Here is a 16,980-nt window from a genome sequence, read left to right as displayed (position 1 = left end):
TCCTCCGTGCCCGGATCAGGAGCCGCCATGACCATCGCACCCCTGTCCCCGTCCCCCTCTCCTTCCCCCCTCCTCGCCCCCGCCCCCGCCCCGGCCGCGCCCGCCCCGGCCCCCGTGCCCGCCCCCGCCCGGGGCGCCGTGCCGGCCACCGGCCCCCGCTACGCCGTACGCCTCGCACGCGACGAGGCCGAGGTGCGCGCCGCGCAGCGCCTGCGCCACCAGGTCTTCGCCGGCGAGCTCGGCGCCCGCCTGGACGGGCCCGAGCCCGGCCTCGACGCCGACGCCTTCGACGCGTACTGCGACCACCTCCTCGTCATCGACGAGGAGACCGAGCAGGTCGTCGGTACCTACCGCCTGCTGCCCCCGGAGCGCGCCGCCGTCGCCGGCCGCCTCTACTCCGAGGGCGAGTTCGACCTCTCCGCCCTCGCCCCCATCCGCCCCGACCTGGTCGAGGTCGGCCGCTCCTGCGTCCACCCCGACCACCGCAACGGCGCCGTCATCGCCCTCATCTGGGCCGGCCTCGCCCACTACATGGACCGCTCCGGGCACAACTGGCTCGCCGGCTGCTGCTCGATACCGCTCTCCGAGGGCGGGGTCCTGGCCGCCGCCACCCGGGAGACCGCCCTGACCCGCAGCCTCGCCCCCGAGGAGTACCGGGTCACCCCGCACCTCCCCTGGAAGCCCGAGGGCATCACCTTCCCCGACCGCATGGAACTGCCCCCGCTGCTGCGCGGTTACCTCCGCCTGGGCGCCTGGGTCTGCGGCGAACCCGCCTTCGACGCCGAGTTCGGCTGCGCCGACCTGTACGTGCTGCTCTCCCTGCGCCGCACCAACCCGCGCTACCTCAAGCACTTCCGCTCGCTCGTCCCGGGCGCATGAGCGTCTGGCTGCCCACCTCGCCCTGCACCCCCGAGGCCTGTGCCGGCCACGAGGGGAGCACCGCGAGCGTCCCGCACGCGATGCTCAGGCTCACCGCCGCCGTCGCCCTGATCCTGGTGGGAATCCTGGGCGCCCCGCCGGTCCGGCTGCTTCCGGCCGGCCCCCGGCACACGGTCGTACGGGCCTGGTCGGCCGCGCTGGTACGGGCCTTCGGCATCCGGATCACCGTGCACGGCAGCCCGGGCCCGGACGGCGGCCGCCTGCTGGTCGCCAACCACATCTCCTGGCTGGACATCCCGCTCGTCGCGGCCGTCCTGCCCTGCCGGATGCTGGCCAAGAGCGACATCCGCGCCTGGCCGGTCCTCGGCCGCCTCGCCGGGCAGGCCGGCACCCTGTTCATCGAGCGCGACCGGATCCGCGCCCTGCCCGCCACCGTCGGGACGATCACCCGCGCGCTGCTGGCCGGCGACCGGGTCACCGTCTTCCCCGAGGGCTCCACCTGGTGCGGACGCGCCCGGGGGACCTTCCGCAGGGCCGCCTTCCAGTCGGCCCTGGACGCGCGGGTACCCGTACAGCCCGTGCGCCTCACGTACCTGCGGTGCGACGGGAACCCGGCCGGGGCGCCCGCCTTCGTCGGGGACGACCCGCTGACCGCCTCGCTGTGGCGGATCGCCCGCGCCCGCGGGGTACGGGCCGAGGTCAGGCTGCTGCCGCGGATCCCGCCGGGCCGGTACGCGCACCGGCGGGACCTCGCGGCGGCCGCTCAGCGGGCCGTCGGCGCCGCCTCCGACGCAGGGCCGCCCCCGCTGCCGGGACCGTTGCCGACCCCGCTGCCGGGGCCGCGTCCGCAGGGCGTGCCCACTCAGCCGGCCGCGCCGTCGGCGACCGACAAGGACAGCGCGAACCTGCCCGCCGCGTCCGTCCACCACTGCGTCAACTCCAGCCCCGCCGCCGCCAACTCCTTGCGCACCCCCTCCTGACGGAACTTCGCGGAGACCTCCGTGAGGATCTCCTCACCCGCCGCGAACGGCACCACCAGATCCAGCGCCCGGACCTTCACCACCAGCTCCGACCGGGCCCGCAGCCGCATCTCGATCCATTCCTGCTCCCTGTTCCACACCGCCACGTGCGCGAAGTCGGCGGTGTGGAAGTCCGCCCCCAACTCCCGGTTGATGACCGCCAGTACGTTCTTGTTGAACTCGGCCGTCACCCCTCGCCCGTCGTCGTACGCCGCCACCAGCACGCACTCGTCCTTCACCAGGTCCGTGCCCATCAGCAGGGCGTCCCCGGGCGACAGCATCGCCCGTACGGACGCCAGGAACACCGCCCGCTCCGGCGGCAGCAGATTCCCGACCGTGCCGCCCAGGAACACCACCAGCCGCGGCCCGGGAGACTCCGGCAGGTGCAGCGCACTGGTGAAATCGGCCAGCAAGGCGTGCACCCGCAGCCCCGCATGCTCCGCGAGCAGCGTCTCGGCCGCCCCCCTCAGCGCGCTCTCGCTCACGTCCACCGGGACGTAGGTGTCCAGCGCGGGCATCGCCTCGATCAGGTGCCGGGTCTTCTCCGAGGACCCCGAGCCCAGCTCCACCAGGGTGCGCGCGCCGCTCTCCGAGGCGATCTCCCGCGCCCGCTCCAGGAGGATCTCCCGCTCCGCGCGCGTCGGGTAGTACTCGGGCAACCGGGTGATCTCCTCGAAGAGCTCACTGCCCCGCGCGTCGTAGAACCACTTGGGCGGCAGCACCTTGGGCGTTCCGGTCAGCCCGTGCAGCACGTCCGCACGCAGCGCGCGCTCCGCGGAGTGCTCGTCGAGGGTCCGGGTCAACTGGAAGTCAGTCACGGGGAGTTCTCCTTGAGCGGGGTCAGGTCGACCCGCGTACGGGTGGCGGTGAGCAGGGTCCGCTCGGGCACTTCGCGCCAGCGGGGGTCCTCGTCGTACGGCTCGGAGGCGACCACGGTGCGCTGGGCTCCCGCGTCGGCCAGGTACCAGAGCGAATCGCCCCAGGCCGTCGCGGCGATGGCGGCGCCGTCCGTCAGCAGCAGGTTCAGCCGGGATCCGGGCGCGGCCGCGGCCAGCTCCCGGACCGGCCCGGCGAGCGCCGCGCCGAGGCCGTCCCCGGCCCGCAGGCGGTGCAGGACCAGCGCCCAGATCAGCGCCGAATCCGTGCGCGCGGCCAGCTGGAGCAGCTCCTCGGGAGGCAGCCCGGCCGCCAGCGGGGCCGCGGAGTCGGGCCAGTCCCGGATCGCGCCGTTGTGGCTGAACAGCCACGGCCCGTCGGCGAACGGCGCGGCCGCCGCCTCCCCGTCGGCCCCGGGCCGCGTGGAGTCCCGTACGGCGGCCAGCGCGGCCCCGCTGCGCAGCACGCGGGCGAGATCCGTGAAGCCCAGGTCGGCCCAGATCGGCCCGGCCCGCCGGTAGCGGGCGGGCACCGGATCGCCCTCGGCGTACCAGCCGATGCCGAAGCCGTCGGCGTTGACGGTGCCACTGCGCTGGCGGCGCGGCTCCCAGGACTGGCGCACCAGCGAGTGCTCCGGCTCGCTCAGCAGCCGCCCGAGCCTCACCACCGGGCCCAGGTAGGCGAGATGACGGCACATCAGACGTCCCTCGCGGTCCGGAAGCCGGAGAAGATCTGCCGCCGCACCGGGAGGTCCCAGTTGCGGAAGGTGCCCCGGCAGGCCACCGGGTCCACCGCGAAGGAACCGCCGCGCAGCACCTTGTGTTCCGTGCCGAAGAACACCTCCGAGTACTCCCGGTAGGGGAAGGCCCGGAAGCCGGGGTACGGCAGGAAATCGGAGGCGGTCCACTCCCACACGTCGCCGATCAGCTGGCGCACCCCGAGCGGGGAGGCCCCGGCCGGATAGCTGCCCGCGGGGGCCGGGCGCAGATGGCGCTGCCCCAGATTGGCGTGGGCGGGGGTCGGCTCCGCGTCGCCCCACGGATAGCGGGCCGAGCGGCCGGTCGCCGGATCGAAGCGGGCCGCCTTCTCCCACTCCGTCTCCGTGGGGAGCCGCCGCCCCGCCCAGCTGGCGTAGGCGTCCGCCTCGTACCAGCTGACGTGCAGCACCGGCTCGTCGTCCGGCACCGGTTCGGTCACCCCGAAGCGGCGGCGCAGCCACTGGCCGGCCTCCTTACGCCAGAACAGCGGGGCCTCGATGGAGTGCGCGCGGATCTGTTTCCAGCCCGGCTCCGCCCACCAGCGGGGCTCGTGGTAACCGCCGTCCGCGATGAACGCCTGGTACGCGGCGTTGGTCACCGGCACCGTGTCGATCCAGAACGGCGCGGTGACCCGCACGTGCGCCGGCCGCTCGTTGTCCAGCGACCACGGCTCGGCGGAGGTGCCCATCGTGAAGGGGCCTGCGGGGACGAGGACTTCGACGGTCAGGACTTCGGGGCCGAGCGGGGAGTCGTACGGGGAGTCGTACGGGGGATCCGGATCCGGGGCGGTCAGCACGGGCGCGCCGCGCCGAAGCTGATGGGTGATCAGCATGGTCTCGTCGTGCTGCTGCTCGTGCTGGGCGATCATCCCGAAGACGTAGCCGGAGTCCAGCAGGGACGTTCCTTCCAGTGGAGTGCGCTCCAGCAGGTCGAAGACCCGGCCGCGCACCTCGGCCGCGTAGGCGCGGGCCTCGTCCGGCCCAAGCAGCGGAAGCTTCGGCCGCTCGGCGCGGGGATGCTCGAAGGCGTCGTAGAGCGGGTCGATCTCGGGACGCATGGACTCGCGCCCCGCGACCTTGCGCAGCAGCCAGAGCTCCTCCATGTTCCCGATGTGCGCCAGGTCCCAGACGAGCGGGGACATGAGCGGGGAGTGCTGGGCGGTCAGGTCCGCGTCGCTCACGGCGTCCGTGAGCGCGGCCGTACGCAGGCGCGCGGCGGTCAGAGCGGCGGCGGCGCGCTCGCGCAGGGCCTCCTGGGAGGTGGCGGACAGGGCCTCGTCGGAGGTGGCGGGCAGGGCCTCGTGGGAGGTGTCGGTGTGGGGTGTGTGCTGCTGGGGCGAAGACGGGCTGGTCACCGGCGGGCCCCCTTTCCGGTGAGCTGGAGCGGGGATTCCTCGTCGGCCGGACAGCGGCCGCGCAGGACGAAGCGCTCGGTGAAGGCGCCCACCGTCTCCCGGACGTGCTCGCTCGCGCCGAGCCGGGGCAGCGCCTCGGCGGCGGCCAGGAAACAGACGGTCGCGGCTGCCCGCAGCTCGGGATCGGCCAGACCGTGACGGGCGGCGGAGTGCCAGAGCGGATTGCGGGGCGCGGGGTGCGGGCCGTGGGTGTCGGCCAGCGCCTTGGTCACCCGGTACGCGGTCTCGGCGGCCTCCGGATCGTCGAACAGCGCGTGCACGATGGCCACCGGGACCAGCCAGCCGTCGTCGCCGGGCTGCGCGTCGATCATCCGCAGCTCCAGGTGGCCGCGCGGCCGTACCGGTGGGAAGAGCGTGGTCAGGTGGTAGTCCAGGTCCTCGGCGGTGGGCGGGCGCAGGGGTAGTAGGGGGTGGCTGGGTGTGGGGCCTGTGGCGGGTGTGGTGCGCGTGCCGCCGATGCTGGCTGTGCCGCCGGTGCCGCTCGTGGCGCTTACGCCGCCCGTGCCGCTCATGCGCAGCCAGTCGCGGAAGGTCGTACCGCGCGGGATCTCCCACGGCTCGCCGTCGTAGGACCGTACGCACATCACCTCGGTGTCCAGCGCCTGCCGCGTCCACCCGGCCCGGGGCTCGGCGTCCAGCGGCGGGGCGAGCGTGCGCCGGGAGTCCAGGTCGCTCCAGATCCCCTGACGGGCACAGCGCCATCCGGCGTACGGGCCCTCGTGCGCGGGGGAGTTGGCGAAGGCGGCCACCAGAACCGCGCCCAGCAGGTGCGCCAGCCGCCAGCGCCGGCCGTGGCCGAGCACGCCCGGCTCCTCGTGCCCTGCGTCCACGCAGACCTGAACGGAGGTGGAGGCGCACATCATGGCGCGCCCGGCCGGGCCGGTACGGTCGAAGTAGGCCTCCATCGCGTCGTAGCGCGGGCTGCTCAGCAGCCGGCGGTGCGGGAGGCGGGGATCGTGGCCGAGTCCGCGCAGGACCAGCCCTTGGGCCAGCAGGGCGGCGCGTACGGCGGTGAGGTCGGCCTGCAGGCCGTCCACGCATCCGGTGAGGGAGTCGGCGGGGGCCGAGCTGAGCTCCAGCTGGCCGCCGGGCTCGACGGTCAGCCGGGAGCGCAGGGGCAGCGCGCGGGCGGCGGTGTGCGCGGCCCGCAGGCGCTCGGGGGACACGGGCCGCCCGGGCCGCTCGGCGTCCAGGACCAGCCATTCGAGCTCGGCGCCGATGAAGCGGGGAGGGCCGGTCTTGAAACAGATGCCGTGGATCAGGTCCTCCGCCTGGGTCTCGGTGAGCGGAGGGAGTGGAGGGGATGGAGGGAGTGGAGGTAGTGGAGAGAGTGATGGCGTTGGCTGCGCTGGCTGAGTTGGCCGCGCTGGCTGAGTTGGCCGCGTTGGCCGCGTTGGGTGGGCTGGAGGAGCGGGTGAGTCCTGGGGCATGACCGGGTCCTCGTCTCCTGTCGTCGGTCGTGACATCACCCGTGCCTACCCGTCCCGTGGACACAAATTCCTTTGCCGCCGGTGATCTGGAGGGCGAAGGATGGCGGCGTGAGCAGCAGATTGCGCGAGATCGCGCGGGAGAACGCGGAGATCCTGGCGGCCGGTGGCTACCGGACGCGGTCGGGACGGCAGGTTTCGCTTGCCGCCGCCCTGGCGGAAGCCAAGGCGGGAACCAGGATATATGGACCAAACCGGGTCATTCCAGGCGAATGGCCCGAGGGGAGGGGTGCCGGGACGGCCATCGAGGTCACGGGGGAGAGCAGTACGGTCGCGGCCCGCAGGCTCGCCCAGCCGGTCGGGGGCGGCGCCGCGGAGGGTGCCCCCGTGGCCGTGCTGAACTTCGCTTCGGCCCGGAATCCCGGGGGTGGTTACGTTCGCGGGGCCAAGGCCCAGGAGGAGGCGCTGTGCCGCGCGTCTGCCCTGTACGAGACTTTGCTGGAGGCTCCGGAGTACTACGAGATCCACCGCGCGGAGCGCAGCACCTTCTACACCGACCGGGTGATTCACTCGCCCGGGGTCCCCGTGTTTCGTGACGACCGGGGCGAATTGCTGGAGAACCCCTTCCGGGTCGGCTTCCTGACCTCCCCGGCCCCGAACGCGGGCACGATCCGGCGTCAGGAACCGGAACGGGTCGCCGAGATCCCGACGGCGCTGGTCCGGCGGGCCGGGCTCGTCCTGGAGGTGGCGGCGCTGCACGGGTACCGGCGGCTGGTGCTGGGGGCGTGGGGGTGCGGGGTGTTCCAGAACGACCCGGCGGAGGTGGCGGAGGCCTTCCGGGGGCTGCTGGCGGGCCGGTTCGAAGCGGTGTTCGAGCGGGTGGTGTTCGGTGTGCTGGACCGCAAGCCGGAGACGCGGGAGGCATTCGAGCGGGCCTTCGCGGGGTTCGGTGAGGCTGGGGGGACGGGCGGGGGGAAGAGCGGGGGGACGAGCGGGGGCTGAGGCTCGCCGGGGGGCCTTGGCGGGGGCCGCCTGGCGGTGGCAAGCCGGGGGAGGCCTGGGGCTGGCGCCCGGACTGTGCCGTGCCGTGCGACCGTGCGCTACTGCCAGCCGTAGCGTTCGCTCAGGCGGTGTACCACCAGTTGGAAGCGTCCCAGGTCCAGCGCGCAGGCCTCGCGCCGCATCCCCGACTCGTGCACCCGGAGTACCCGGTCGACGTCCACCCAGGACTCCCGGCCCGCGCTGTCCCACGGGCCCGTCCCGATCGGCACCCACTCCCGGTCGTGGTCGTGCCGCTTGCTGGACAGCTGTACGGCGAGCAGGGTTCGACCGCCCGCCTCGCGGGCCACGACCAGCACCGGGCGGTCCTTGCCCCGGCCGTCGTTCTCCTCGAAGGGGACCCAGGTCCACACGATCTCGCCGGGATCGGGGTCGCCGTCGGGGTCGGGTGCGTACGACGTGCGGACGGGGCCGATGGCGCGGGGGTCGGCCTCGGTGGTGGCGGTGGCGCCGTCGCGGCCGGGCTGGCCGGTGGGACCGGTGCTGTGGTGTGAAAGTGCCGTCATTCGGGCGAGATTAGTGGGTCGGGGGGTGCGGCTTCGAGCGGCGGGAGCTGGGCGGGCGGGATCAGGGAGGGTTTGGGGGTTTCCCGTCAGTCCCATCGTCTCTCCGTGTCGGGCCGGTCCCTCAAGGGCGCTCCTCCTTCGTCGTCGCGTCGCTGCGCGATGGCCTTCGGCCACCCTTGACCGACCGTCCCGCCCCGGACATACGAGGACAGCCGGGAAACCCCCAAAGGAACGAGCCTGGGGTTCCTTTTCAGGGACGGGGCGGTCGGAGATGGACGGGTGGGGCGGGGGACGCGTTCGATCGCTACGCGCTTCGCACGGCTTGGCGGCCGGCCGCCGTCTGGGGCTGGGCGCGGGCGCCACCGATCGCTCCGCGCTTCTCGATGACGGCGGCCGGCCGACCGTGTGGGGCTGGTCATAAGCCGCCACCGATCGCTACGCGCTTCCCGGCGTGAGCAGCTGGCTGTCGTCCGGTGCGTGGCGGGGCGGGCTGGGTGTTACTCCGTGACCAGGGCCATGACGAGGCCGTCGTAGCCCTTGCTGCCGACGGTCTGTAGGGCGGTCGCGGTGAGTTGGGGGTGCTGCGCGATGAGTTCGGTGAAGCGGCGTACGCCCTGGACGCGGGGGTCGGGACTGTCGGGATCGACCACGGCACCGTCGCGGACGACGTTGTCGCCGATGATGATGCTGCCGGGCCGGGTGAGTTTGAGGGCCCATGCGAGGTACGCGGGATTCGAGGGCTTGTCGGCGTCGATGAAGACGAGGTCGAAGGGGGCCAGGTCCGTGAGCTGGGGGAGGAGGTCAAGCGCTCTGCCACGGCGGATGTCGACGAGGTGCTTCAGGCCGGCACGGGCGATGTTGGCGGCGGCGATGTCGGCGCACTGTTCGTCGACCTCCAGCGTGACCAACTGCCCGTCTTCGGGGAGGGCTCGGGCGAGCCAGATGGTGCTGTAGCCGCCCAGGGTGCCGATCTCCAGGATGGTGCGGGCACCTCTGATCCGGGCCAGGAGGTGGAGGAGCTTGCCCTGGTTCGGGGCGACCTGATGGGGTGGCAGGCCGGCCGCCTCACTGTCTGCTGCGGCTGCTCGCAGGGCCTCGTCCTCGTCGACCAGCAACCCGTCGAAGTACGCGTCGACCGCCGTCCACGTCCGTTGAGTCATGGGTACCCCCTGTGGTGTGTAGTGCATTCCCATGGGGAACTTACAGGAGGGGAAGGGTTTTTCAACAGTCCGTTGATCGTTCGGGGCGTAGGGTCTCCCATCCCTGCGCCGCCTCGACCTGGGCGGCCAGTCCCAGGAGGAGTGGCTCCGAGTCCGCCGTGCCCAGGAGTTGGGCACCCATCGGCAGGCCGGCGCCCGTGAATCCCGCCGGGATGTTCACCCCGGGCCAGCCCAGCACGTTCCACGTCCAGGCGTAGGGGCAGGCGGCTATCATCGCCCGGTCCGTGGCCATGGCCCCCAGCCCGGCCAGCGCTCCGATCCGTAGCGGCGGTGTGGCTGTCGTCGGGGTCAGGACCACGTCGAAGCGGCCGAAGATCTCGCCGATCCGGTGGCGGAGCCCTGCTTCCGCCCGGCGGGAGACCCGCAGGGGCAGCCCGCCCAGGATGCGGCCGGTCCGTACGGCCCCGTGCGTGCGCGGGTCCAGGAGTGCGGGATCCGGCACCCGTGCCGCCCAGTCCCGTACGCCGCTGGTCGCGCGGGGTACGAACGTCAGGCCGATCGGGCCGTACCGCGGGTCCTGCGGGATCACCTCGTGCCCCAGCGACTCCAGTCGCCCGGCCAGTCGCTCCACGGCGGAACGGACCTCCGGGTCGAGGGACTTGGGGGTTGCCGTGAAGGGCATCCGGAAGGAGAGGGCGATCCGCAGCCGACGGGGCGCGCGACGGGCCGCATCGACCGCCGAGATGCGTGCCGGGCGGTGCGGGTCCTGCGGGTGCGGGCCGCTCGCGGCGTCCAGCAGGAGCGCCGCGTCGGCGACGGTGCGGGCCAGGACGCCGTTGACCGTGAGCCCGTGGAAGGACTCGGGCTCCGGCCAGGTGGAGATGCGACCGCGCTGCGGTTTCACGCCCACCAGGTGGGTCCAGGCCGCGGGGATCCGTACCGAGCCGGCTCCGTCCGAGCCCAGCGCGGCCGGGACCAGGCCCGCCGCCACGGCGGCTGCCGAGCCGCCCGAGGAACCGCCGGGCGTGTAGGCCGGGTTCCACGGATTGCGCGTCTCACCGAAGGCGTGGCCCTCGGTGAAGGGCCACTGGCCCAGCTCCGGCGTCTGGGTCTTGCCGACGATCACGGCGCCGGCCGCGCGCAGCCTTCGTACCGCCTCGCTGTCGGAGGTCTTCGGCGGGAACGTGCCGGCGCAGCCGAAGGCGGTCGGCTCGCCGGCCACGTCCATGTCGTCCTTGACGGCGAGCGGGACGCCGAGCAGGGGCAGCCGTTCGCCCGCGGCCAGCCGCCGGTCCGCCTCGTCCGCCTCCGCGAGCGCGGCGTCGGCGCGTACGGTCCGGAAGGCGTTGAGCTCCGGCTGCGCCGCCGCGATCCGGCGCAGTGCCTGCTCGGTCAACTGCCGTGCCGATACGGTGCCTTCGGCGAGTGCGGCGGCCATCCCGACGAGGCCGGTCGTTGGCGCTGAAGAACCCGGCATGTGAACCACTCCCCCGTTACCGTTCGGTAGGAAGACGGTAGTGGGGAGTGCTTGTGAAGGGCTAGATCCACCCCTCCAGGGAGGCCATGAAGCCGTCGAAGTCGTCCCGGTGGATGGTGTGTCCGGCCCCGGCGACCGAACGGACCTCGAAGCCGCGGGACGTGAGCGTCCGTGCCCGCTCCGGCGTGATCAGGGCGCTCGGGTCGGCGAGTTGCACGAGTGAGGGGACCGCCGGCGCGGCCGGCATCAGGTCGGCGCCGAGCAGCGGGGCGAGGCTCAGAGCGGTCTGCTCGTCCCACAGCGCCAGGGTCGCCAGCTCGATGTCGACGTCCACCTCCTCCCACCGCGGGCTCATCGTGCGGATCTGCTCCCTCGTCGCCGTCTTGAACTGCGCCAGCAGCTCAGGACCGGAGCCCTCCACGGGGGCGGCCAGATGCCATGCCGGGTCGGAGAACACCGCCCGTCGTGGCTTCAGCCGGTCCACCGCGAGGGAGAGCGTCAGCCCGCCGAGGGAGTGGCCCATGGCGAGTTCGGCGCCGGCGGGAAGCGTCTCGACCACGTCGTCCGCGTAGAGCTCGGGGCTGTACGGGCCACGGCCGCTGGCCCCGTGGCCCCGCAGGTCCACGGCGATGACGCGGTAACCGCGGTCGGCGAGGGCGGGGCCCACGCGGCGCCAGGTCCGGTGATCGGCCATGATGCCGTGGATCAGAAGGGCGATGCGGTCGCCCTCGCCCCAGGTCTGTGTGTGCAGCCGCACGGTGTCGCCTTTCGAGTCGAGTGTGGGGTGCGCCCCGTGATTACACGTGTCAGTGACGCGTGTAAGGGCTGTGTAGCACTCGTTTCACGGCATCCGCTAGTCCTCGGACGGCATCGGTTCCGGCCCGCTTCCTTCTCAAGGAATTCGTTTCGTGTCGTGGGGAGGCCCCTTTACGGTGGCGCGGTGACGACTCAGATGATCATTCTCAATGGTGGTTCCAGCTCCGGGAAGTCCGGCATCGTGCGGTGCCTGCAGGCCGTCCTGCCGGATCCGTGGCTGGCGTTCGGGGTCGATTCGTTCGTCGACGCGATGCCCGCGAGGATGCAGGCGTCGGACGCGGGGATCGAGATCTCGGCGGACGGCCGTGTGAGCGTCGGGGCGGACTTCCGGGCGCTGGAGGCGGCCTGGGTCCAGGGCCTCGTGGCGATGGCCGGCGCCGGCGCCCGGGTCATCGTCGACGACGTCTTCCTCGGCGGAGCGGCGTCCCAGCAGCGGTGGCAGAAGGCCCTGGGGGGACTCGATGTGCTGTGGGTCGGCGTCAGGTGTGGGAGCGAGGTCGCCGCGGGCCGTGAGATCGCACGAGGAGACCGGGTCCCGGGAATGGCCGCCCTGCAGGCAGAATTGGTTCACCAAGGGGTGGTCTATGACCTGGAGGTCGACACGACGCACACCGAATCCCTGGTGTGCGCGCGCACCATCGCCGCCCACGTCGGCTGATCGACGCAGAGGGTGCGCCTGGCGCGCGGGCCCTGTGTCGATCTACGCGATCGGCACTCCTGTCCTGAGGAACAACAGACCAGCGATGCTTCCGTCCTTGTGGAAGGTCACGCGGAACTCGCCGGGCCGGTGTTCCATGCGCAGCGGCACGTTGACCACGGTGAACTCGCCGAGGGCGACGTCCTGGGGATCCCCGTGCGACTGATAGCGTCCGAACTCGTCCTGGTAGGTCTCCCAGGCCTCCGCGAGGGCGTCCGGAGTCAGCACCTTGCGCAGCGTCGCGTCGAAGCGGGCCGTGGCCGCGGTGTAGTCGCCGTTCACGATGTCGTTGAGCGTCCGGGTGGCGATCCGGTCGTATGTGGTCTGGGCCGGGGATGCCGCCGCGACCGTCGTGGCGGCGTGGCCTTGCGTCGCGGCCAGCGCGAAACCGTTGACCGGCAGCAGCGCGCAGGCGGCCAGCGTGACCGTGGCTCCGGCCTGGACCAGGAGCCGCTTGCTGTGGAGCGTCGAGTCTTTGTCGGGCATCAGGACCACGGCTTTCTTGAGCGGGGCGGGTCCGGATACGTTCATCGTGCGCCACCCGCTCGCCCTTCGCCTGCGGGGCAGCCATGGCCTCTTCGGAGGGGATGCCGAGGGGCGAAATCCGGTCCGAACCGCGCCACGCGGGCAGCTCAGATGGGCTGGGAAGCGACGGGCCCGGCACCGCGGCCTGCGGGTAGGGTTGAGCCGGAAGGTCATCATTTGCGGCTCCGCTGCTGGTCACACGCCTGCGCGGTGAGGTACGGACGGGGGCAGTGCAGGCGCGATGTCTGAGATTCGTACCGGTGGTAGGAACGAGGACAGGGCGACGGCAATGTCTCAGTCATCGAAATCGCCGAAGCCGCACAAGCCCCCCAAGCCGCAGACGCCGGCCTCCGGATCGTCCACGCCCCCACCGCCCGTTCCGACCAGCGCCGACGTGGCCCGGCTCGCGGGCGTCTCGCGCGCGACGGTCTCGTACGTGCTGAACAACGCGGAAGCCGTGCGCATCAGCGAGCCGACCCGCCGCAAGGTCCGCGAAGCCGCCGAGGAGCTCGGGTACGTGCCGCACGCGGCCGCCCGCAGCCTGCGCGCCGGGCACACCCGCATCGTGCTGCTGCCCACCCCGAACGCGCCGATCGGGCCGCTCTACAGCACCTTCCTGAACGAGCTCCAGTGGGCGCTGCGCCGCCTCGACTACACCGTGGTCCAGTACGGGAGCCTCGGCCTCAGCGGCGACGAGGCCGTGCGGGCGTGGGCGGAACTGCGTCCGGTGGCGGTGATATCCCTCGGCGAGATCACCCTCACCGCGCACAACGTCGCCACCCTCAAGCGGGCCGGGGCCCGCGCGGTGATCACGATGGGGCCGGTCGGCGTGCCCGGGGCACACGCGCTGGTCATGGACCAGCAGGAGGTCGGCGCCCGGGCCGCCGCCCATCTGGTCGAGCGGGGCCGGCGGCGGATCGGCGTGGTCGTCCCGCAGGAGGAGGGCCTGGAGCTGTTCTCCGGGCCCCGGCTGGCGGGTGCCCGCTCGGTGGCGGGCGCGGAGGTCGAGGCCGTCCCGCTGGCCTACTCGGAGGAGTCGGCCGCGGCGCTCGCGGCCCGCTGGCGCGGGCTCCGGCTGGACGCGGCGTTCGCGTACAACGACGAGTACGCGATGCTGCTGATGCGGGCCTTCCAGGACGAGGGGCTGCGGATCCCCGAGGACGTCGCCGTCATCGGCGCCGACGACCTGCTCATCGGGCGGCTGCTACGGCCCCGGCTGAGCACGGTGCAGATCGAGATGCCGACCGGTGACCACCTGGCGTCGCTGGTGGACCACGCGGTGCGCGAGCCGTCGAAGGTCACCGAGCGGCACGACCTGATGGCGGCCACGGCCATCCACCGGGAGTCGACCTGACGGTGCCCGGGGCCCTTGGCGTCCAAGAGGGCCGGGGGGACCGTTGACAGGCGGTGACGTGCGGAAGGAGACTGCGGGCGCGCCCCACCGGGCGTGCCCGGCGGCGCGCCGGAGGCCCACACCGGCACCGATCCGCGCCACCGCCCGTACGGATCCGCCCAGGAGAGACCCCATGAGCATCCGCACCGTCCGCGACGTCTACGTCGTCGACGCCGTCCGCACCCCGATCGGCAAGTTCGGCGGCGCTTTGGCCGGGGTCCGGCCGGACGACCTGGCCGCGCACGTGGTGCGCGCGCTGGTGGACCGTACTCCCGACCTCGATCCGGCCCGTATCGACGACGTCGTCTTCGGCGACGCCAACGGCGCGGGGGAGGACAACCGGGACGTGGCCCGCATGGCCGTGCTGCTGGCGGGGCTGCCCGTGAGCGTGCCCGGCGTCACCGTCAACCGGCTCTGCGGGTCCGGCCTCGAAGCCGTGATCCAGGCCGCCCGCGCCATCGCCCTCGGTGACGCCTCGGTGGCCATCGCGGGCGGGGTCGAGTCGATGAGCCGCGCACCCTGGGTGGTGCAGAAGCCCGAGCGTGCCTTCCCCGCCGGGCACCAGCAGATGTGGTCCACCACCCTCGGCTGGCGGATGACCAACCCGCGCATGCCCGAGGAGTGGACCGGCTCGCTCGGCGAGGGCGCCGAACTCGTCGCGGACAAGCACGGCATCACGCGCGAGGCCCAGGACGCCTTCGCCCTGGAGAGCCACCGCAAGGCCGCGGCCGCCTGGTCCGCCGGTCTGTACGACAACGAGGTCGTCCCGTACCCCGGCGTGGACCTGGGCCGCGACGAGTGCATCCGGGAGGGTTCCACCCCCGAGGCGCTGGCCCGGCTGAAGCCCGCCTTCCGGGCGGACGGCACCGGTACCGTCACGGCGGGCAACGCCTCCCCGCTCAACGACGGCGCCGCGGCCCTGCTGCTGACCGACGAGGCGGGGCTGGCGGCCACCGGCCGGGAGCCGCTCGCCCGGATCAGCGCCTCGGCCGTCACCGGAATCGAGCCCCAGCTCTTCGGCCTGGGTCCGGTGGACGCCGTCCAGCGGGCGCTCGCCAAGGCCGGCCGCAGCCTCGACGACCTCACCGCCTTCGAACTCAACGAGGCATTCGCCGCACAGGCGTTGGGCTGCCTCGCGGCCTGGCCGGAGCTCGACCCGGCCGTGGTCAACCCGCGCGGCGGCGCCATCGCGATCGGCCACCCGCTCGGTGCCTCGGGCGCCCGGCTGGCCGGCTCGGTCGCGCACCAGCTGGCGGCGGCCGGCTCCGGAACCGGCATGGCGGCGCTGTGCATCGGCGTCGGACAGGGCATCGCACTCGTTCTGGAGCGCTGAACCCACCGACGACGTACCGACGGAGCTGGGGCCGTCGATCGTTTCCGGTCATCGGCCCCTGTCAACTGCCCAATAACTGAACAGAAGTGGAGCCTCCGGTCTGGCACGATGGCGCGTGCTGCCGCCCCCCGCCCCGCCCATCCCCACCCGGAGGCCCCGCGCCATGCCGCTCCTCGACCCGACGCTCTGGCAGGACGGACCCACCCTCACCGGCGGCGCCGCCCCGGTCGTCGAACCCGCCACCGGCCGTGCCCTCGCCACGCTCGACCTCGCCGCGCCCGCCGATGTCGCGGAGGCCGCCGTACGGGCCCGGGCGGCGCAGCCCGACTGGGCGCGCGCGACCCACCTGGAGCGGGCGGCCGTGCTGCGCCGCGCCGGGGACCTGTTCACCGCCCACGCCGACGAGCTGCGGGAATGGCTGGTCCGCGAGTCCGGCTCGATACCCGGCAAAGCCGACTTCGAGCTGCACGTCGCCGCGCAGGAGTGCTACGAGGCCGCCGCGCTGGCCTCGCGACCGGCCGGGCAGGTGCTGCCGAGCGAGGTGCCCCGGCTGTCCTTCACCCGCCGGGTCCCGGCCGGAGTGGTCGGGGTCGTGACCCCCTTCAACGCCCCGCTGATCCTGGCGATCCGCTCGGTCGCCCCGGCGCTGGCGCTCGGCAACGCGGTGCTGCTCAAGCCGGACCGGCGTACCGCCGTCTGCGGCGGCCTCGCCCCCGCCGCGGTCCTCGCCGCCGCCGGACTGCCGGACGGACTGCTGCGCGTCCTGCCGGGCGGCGCCGAGACGGGCGCGGCCGTGGTCGCCGACCCGCGGGTCCGGGTGGTGTCCTTCACCGGATCCACCGTTGCCGGCCGATCCGTCGGAGAGCTGGCGGGCCGTCACCTCAAGCGCGCCCACCTGGAGTTGGGTGGCAACTCCGCCCTCGTCGTGCTCCGGGACGCCGACATCGAGGCCGCCGTCGCCCAGGCCTCCTGGGGCTCCTTCTTCCACCAGGGCCAGATCTGCATGACGGCCGGCCGTCACCTCGTACACGCCTCGCTCTACGACGAGTACGTCGAGCGGCTCGCCGAGCGGGCCGAGGAGCTGGCCGTGGGGGACCCGTACCGCGAGCAGGTCCACCTGGGCCCGCTGATCGACCGGGCCCAGCTGGAGCGCGTGGACGCCCTGGTCGAGGCCAGCACCGGACGAGGGGCCAAGCTCGTCGCCGGCGGCACGCACCGGGACCTCTTCTACCGGCCGACCGTGCTCGCGGGCGTCACCGACGACACCCCCGCCTATGCCGAGGAGGTCTTCGGGCCGGTCGCGCCCGTACGGTCCTTCGCGACGGAGGAGGAGGCCGTGGCGCTGGCTTCGGCGGGCCCCTACGGCCTCTCCCTCGGGATCGTGACCCGGGACGCGGCGCGCGGGCTGGACCTGGCCGCTCGGATCCCGACCGGGATCGCGCACATCAACGACCAGACCGTCAACGACGAGGCCGTGGCCCCGTTCGGCGGAGTCGGCGCCTCGGGAACCGGCGCCCGCTTCGGCGGCGAGGCGAACCTGGACGCCTTCACGGAACTGCGCTGGACCACCGCCCGCGCCGTCCCCGCGGGCCACCCTTTCTAGGGACTGGCGGAATGCTGGGGGCAGGTCGCTCGTTCAAG

At 73.4% G+C, this 16,980-nt stretch carries 16 protein-coding genes; 7 read left to right on the top strand and 9 right to left on the bottom strand.

What is annotated here, in order from left to right; translation table 11 throughout:
- Positions 1 to 27 precede the first annotated feature (27 nt).
- Both ACZ4TV_RS16610 and ACZ4TV_RS16605 read left to right on the top strand, forming a co-directional pair.
- Complete coding sequence (locus ACZ4TV_RS16610; protein WP_468135157.1) at positions 28 to 879, top strand: GNAT family N-acetyltransferase; 852 nt, start codon at positions 28 to 30, stop codon at positions 877 to 879.
- Positions 876 to 1,859: a lysophospholipid acyltransferase family protein gene (locus ACZ4TV_RS16605; protein ID WP_468135155.1), complete on the top strand. Its 984-nt coding sequence runs from the start codon at positions 876 to 878 to the stop codon at positions 1,857 to 1,859. The genes ACZ4TV_RS16610 and ACZ4TV_RS16605 overlap by 4 nt, the downstream gene beginning before the upstream one ends.
- On the opposite strand, the gene egtD is transcribed toward ACZ4TV_RS16605, so the two are convergent.
- From egtD to ACZ4TV_RS16585, 4 genes are read right to left on the bottom strand one after another with little or no spacing between them, the layout of a single operon-like run.
- Positions 1,742 to 2,716 (bottom strand): L-histidine N(alpha)-methyltransferase, encoded by a 975-nt coding sequence (gene egtD, locus ACZ4TV_RS16600; protein WP_468135153.1) that lies wholly within the window; start codon positions 2,714 to 2,716, stop codon positions 1,742 to 1,744. The genes ACZ4TV_RS16605 and egtD overlap by 118 nt on opposite strands.
- On the bottom strand, positions 2,713 to 3,471 hold the full coding sequence (gene egtC, locus ACZ4TV_RS16595) for an ergothioneine biosynthesis protein EgtC (protein WP_468135151.1): 759 nt from the start codon (positions 3,469 to 3,471) through the stop codon (positions 2,713 to 2,715). Before egtC ends, egtD begins: the two co-directional genes overlap by 4 nt.
- Entirely contained in the window at positions 3,471 to 4,826 is a 1,356-nt protein-coding gene (gene egtB, locus ACZ4TV_RS16590; protein WP_468135214.1) for an ergothioneine biosynthesis protein EgtB, read from the bottom strand. The genes egtC and egtB overlap by 1 nt, the downstream gene beginning before the upstream one ends.
- A gap of 56 nt (positions 4,827 to 4,882) precedes the next feature.
- Positions 4,883 to 6,376, bottom strand: a complete 1,494-nt coding sequence (locus tag ACZ4TV_RS16585; protein ID WP_468135149.1) for a glutamate-cysteine ligase family protein — start codon at positions 6,374 to 6,376, stop codon at positions 4,883 to 4,885.
- A gap of 108 nt (positions 6,377 to 6,484) precedes the next feature.
- On the opposite strand from ACZ4TV_RS16585, the gene ACZ4TV_RS16580 reads away from it, so the two are divergent.
- On the top strand, positions 6,485 to 7,375 hold the full coding sequence (locus ACZ4TV_RS16580; RefSeq protein ID WP_468135148.1) for a TIGR02452 family protein: 891 nt from the start codon (positions 6,485 to 6,487) through the stop codon (positions 7,373 to 7,375).
- Between the two features lie 98 nt (positions 7,376 to 7,473).
- Here ACZ4TV_RS16580 and ACZ4TV_RS16575 read toward each other — a convergent pair whose 3' ends face one another.
- From ACZ4TV_RS16575 to ACZ4TV_RS16560, 4 genes are all read right to left on the bottom strand, one after another.
- A complete protein-coding gene (locus tag ACZ4TV_RS16575) occupies positions 7,474 to 7,938 on the bottom strand; it encodes a type II toxin-antitoxin system PemK/MazF family toxin (RefSeq protein WP_468135146.1) in 465 nt (154 codons plus the stop codon).
- Positions 7,939 to 8,435: 497 nt separating this feature from the next.
- The gene (locus ACZ4TV_RS16570) at positions 8,436 to 9,098 is read right to left on the bottom strand and encodes an O-methyltransferase (RefSeq protein WP_468135144.1); all 663 of its coding nucleotides are present in this window, start codon (positions 9,096 to 9,098) and stop codon (positions 8,436 to 8,438) included.
- A gap of 61 nt (positions 9,099 to 9,159) precedes the next feature.
- Positions 9,160 to 10,575, bottom strand: a complete 1,416-nt coding sequence (locus ACZ4TV_RS16565; RefSeq protein WP_468135142.1) for an amidase — start codon at positions 10,573 to 10,575, stop codon at positions 9,160 to 9,162.
- Positions 10,576 to 10,636: 61 nt separating this feature from the next.
- On the bottom strand, positions 10,637 to 11,332 hold the full coding sequence (locus ACZ4TV_RS16560; RefSeq protein ID WP_468135140.1) for an alpha/beta fold hydrolase: 696 nt from the start codon (positions 11,330 to 11,332) through the stop codon (positions 10,637 to 10,639).
- 183 nt (positions 11,333 to 11,515) lie between these two features.
- On the opposite strand from ACZ4TV_RS16560, the gene cpt reads away from it, so the two are divergent.
- Positions 11,516 to 12,049 carry a chloramphenicol phosphotransferase CPT gene (cpt, locus tag ACZ4TV_RS16555; RefSeq protein WP_468135138.1) on the top strand — a complete coding sequence of 178 codons (534 nt, stop codon included), beginning with the start codon at positions 11,516 to 11,518 and terminating at the stop codon, positions 12,047 to 12,049.
- Between the two features lie 42 nt (positions 12,050 to 12,091).
- Here the strand turns inward: cpt and ACZ4TV_RS16550 are convergent, their stop codons facing one another.
- Positions 12,092 to 12,619: a DUF3887 domain-containing protein gene (locus tag ACZ4TV_RS16550; protein ID WP_468135136.1), complete on the bottom strand. Its 528-nt coding sequence runs from the start codon at positions 12,617 to 12,619 to the stop codon at positions 12,092 to 12,094.
- A 283-nt stretch (positions 12,620 to 12,902) separates the two neighbouring features.
- Between ACZ4TV_RS16550 and ACZ4TV_RS16545 the strand changes: the two genes are divergently transcribed.
- The 3 genes from ACZ4TV_RS16545 (at position 12,903) to ACZ4TV_RS16535 (ending at position 16,942) form a co-directional block, all read left to right on the top strand.
- Positions 12,903 to 13,967 carry a LacI family DNA-binding transcriptional regulator gene (locus ACZ4TV_RS16545; protein ID WP_468135134.1) on the top strand — a complete coding sequence of 355 codons (1,065 nt, stop codon included), beginning with the start codon at positions 12,903 to 12,905 and terminating at the stop codon, positions 13,965 to 13,967.
- A gap of 172 nt (positions 13,968 to 14,139) precedes the next feature.
- Complete coding sequence (locus tag ACZ4TV_RS16540; RefSeq protein ID WP_468135132.1) at positions 14,140 to 15,339, top strand: thiolase family protein; 1,200 nt, start codon at positions 14,140 to 14,142, stop codon at positions 15,337 to 15,339.
- Between the two features lie 163 nt (positions 15,340 to 15,502).
- Positions 15,503 to 16,942 (top strand): aldehyde dehydrogenase family protein, encoded by a 1,440-nt coding sequence (locus ACZ4TV_RS16535; protein ID WP_468135130.1) that lies wholly within the window; start codon positions 15,503 to 15,505, stop codon positions 16,940 to 16,942.
- The last annotated feature ends 38 nt before the right edge of the window (positions 16,943 to 16,980 follow it).

The organism is Streptomyces sp. NPDC028910, assembly GCF_055564955.1.
Note: the sequence above shows the minus strand (reverse complement) of the source record. Positions and strands in the feature narration are given on the sequence as shown.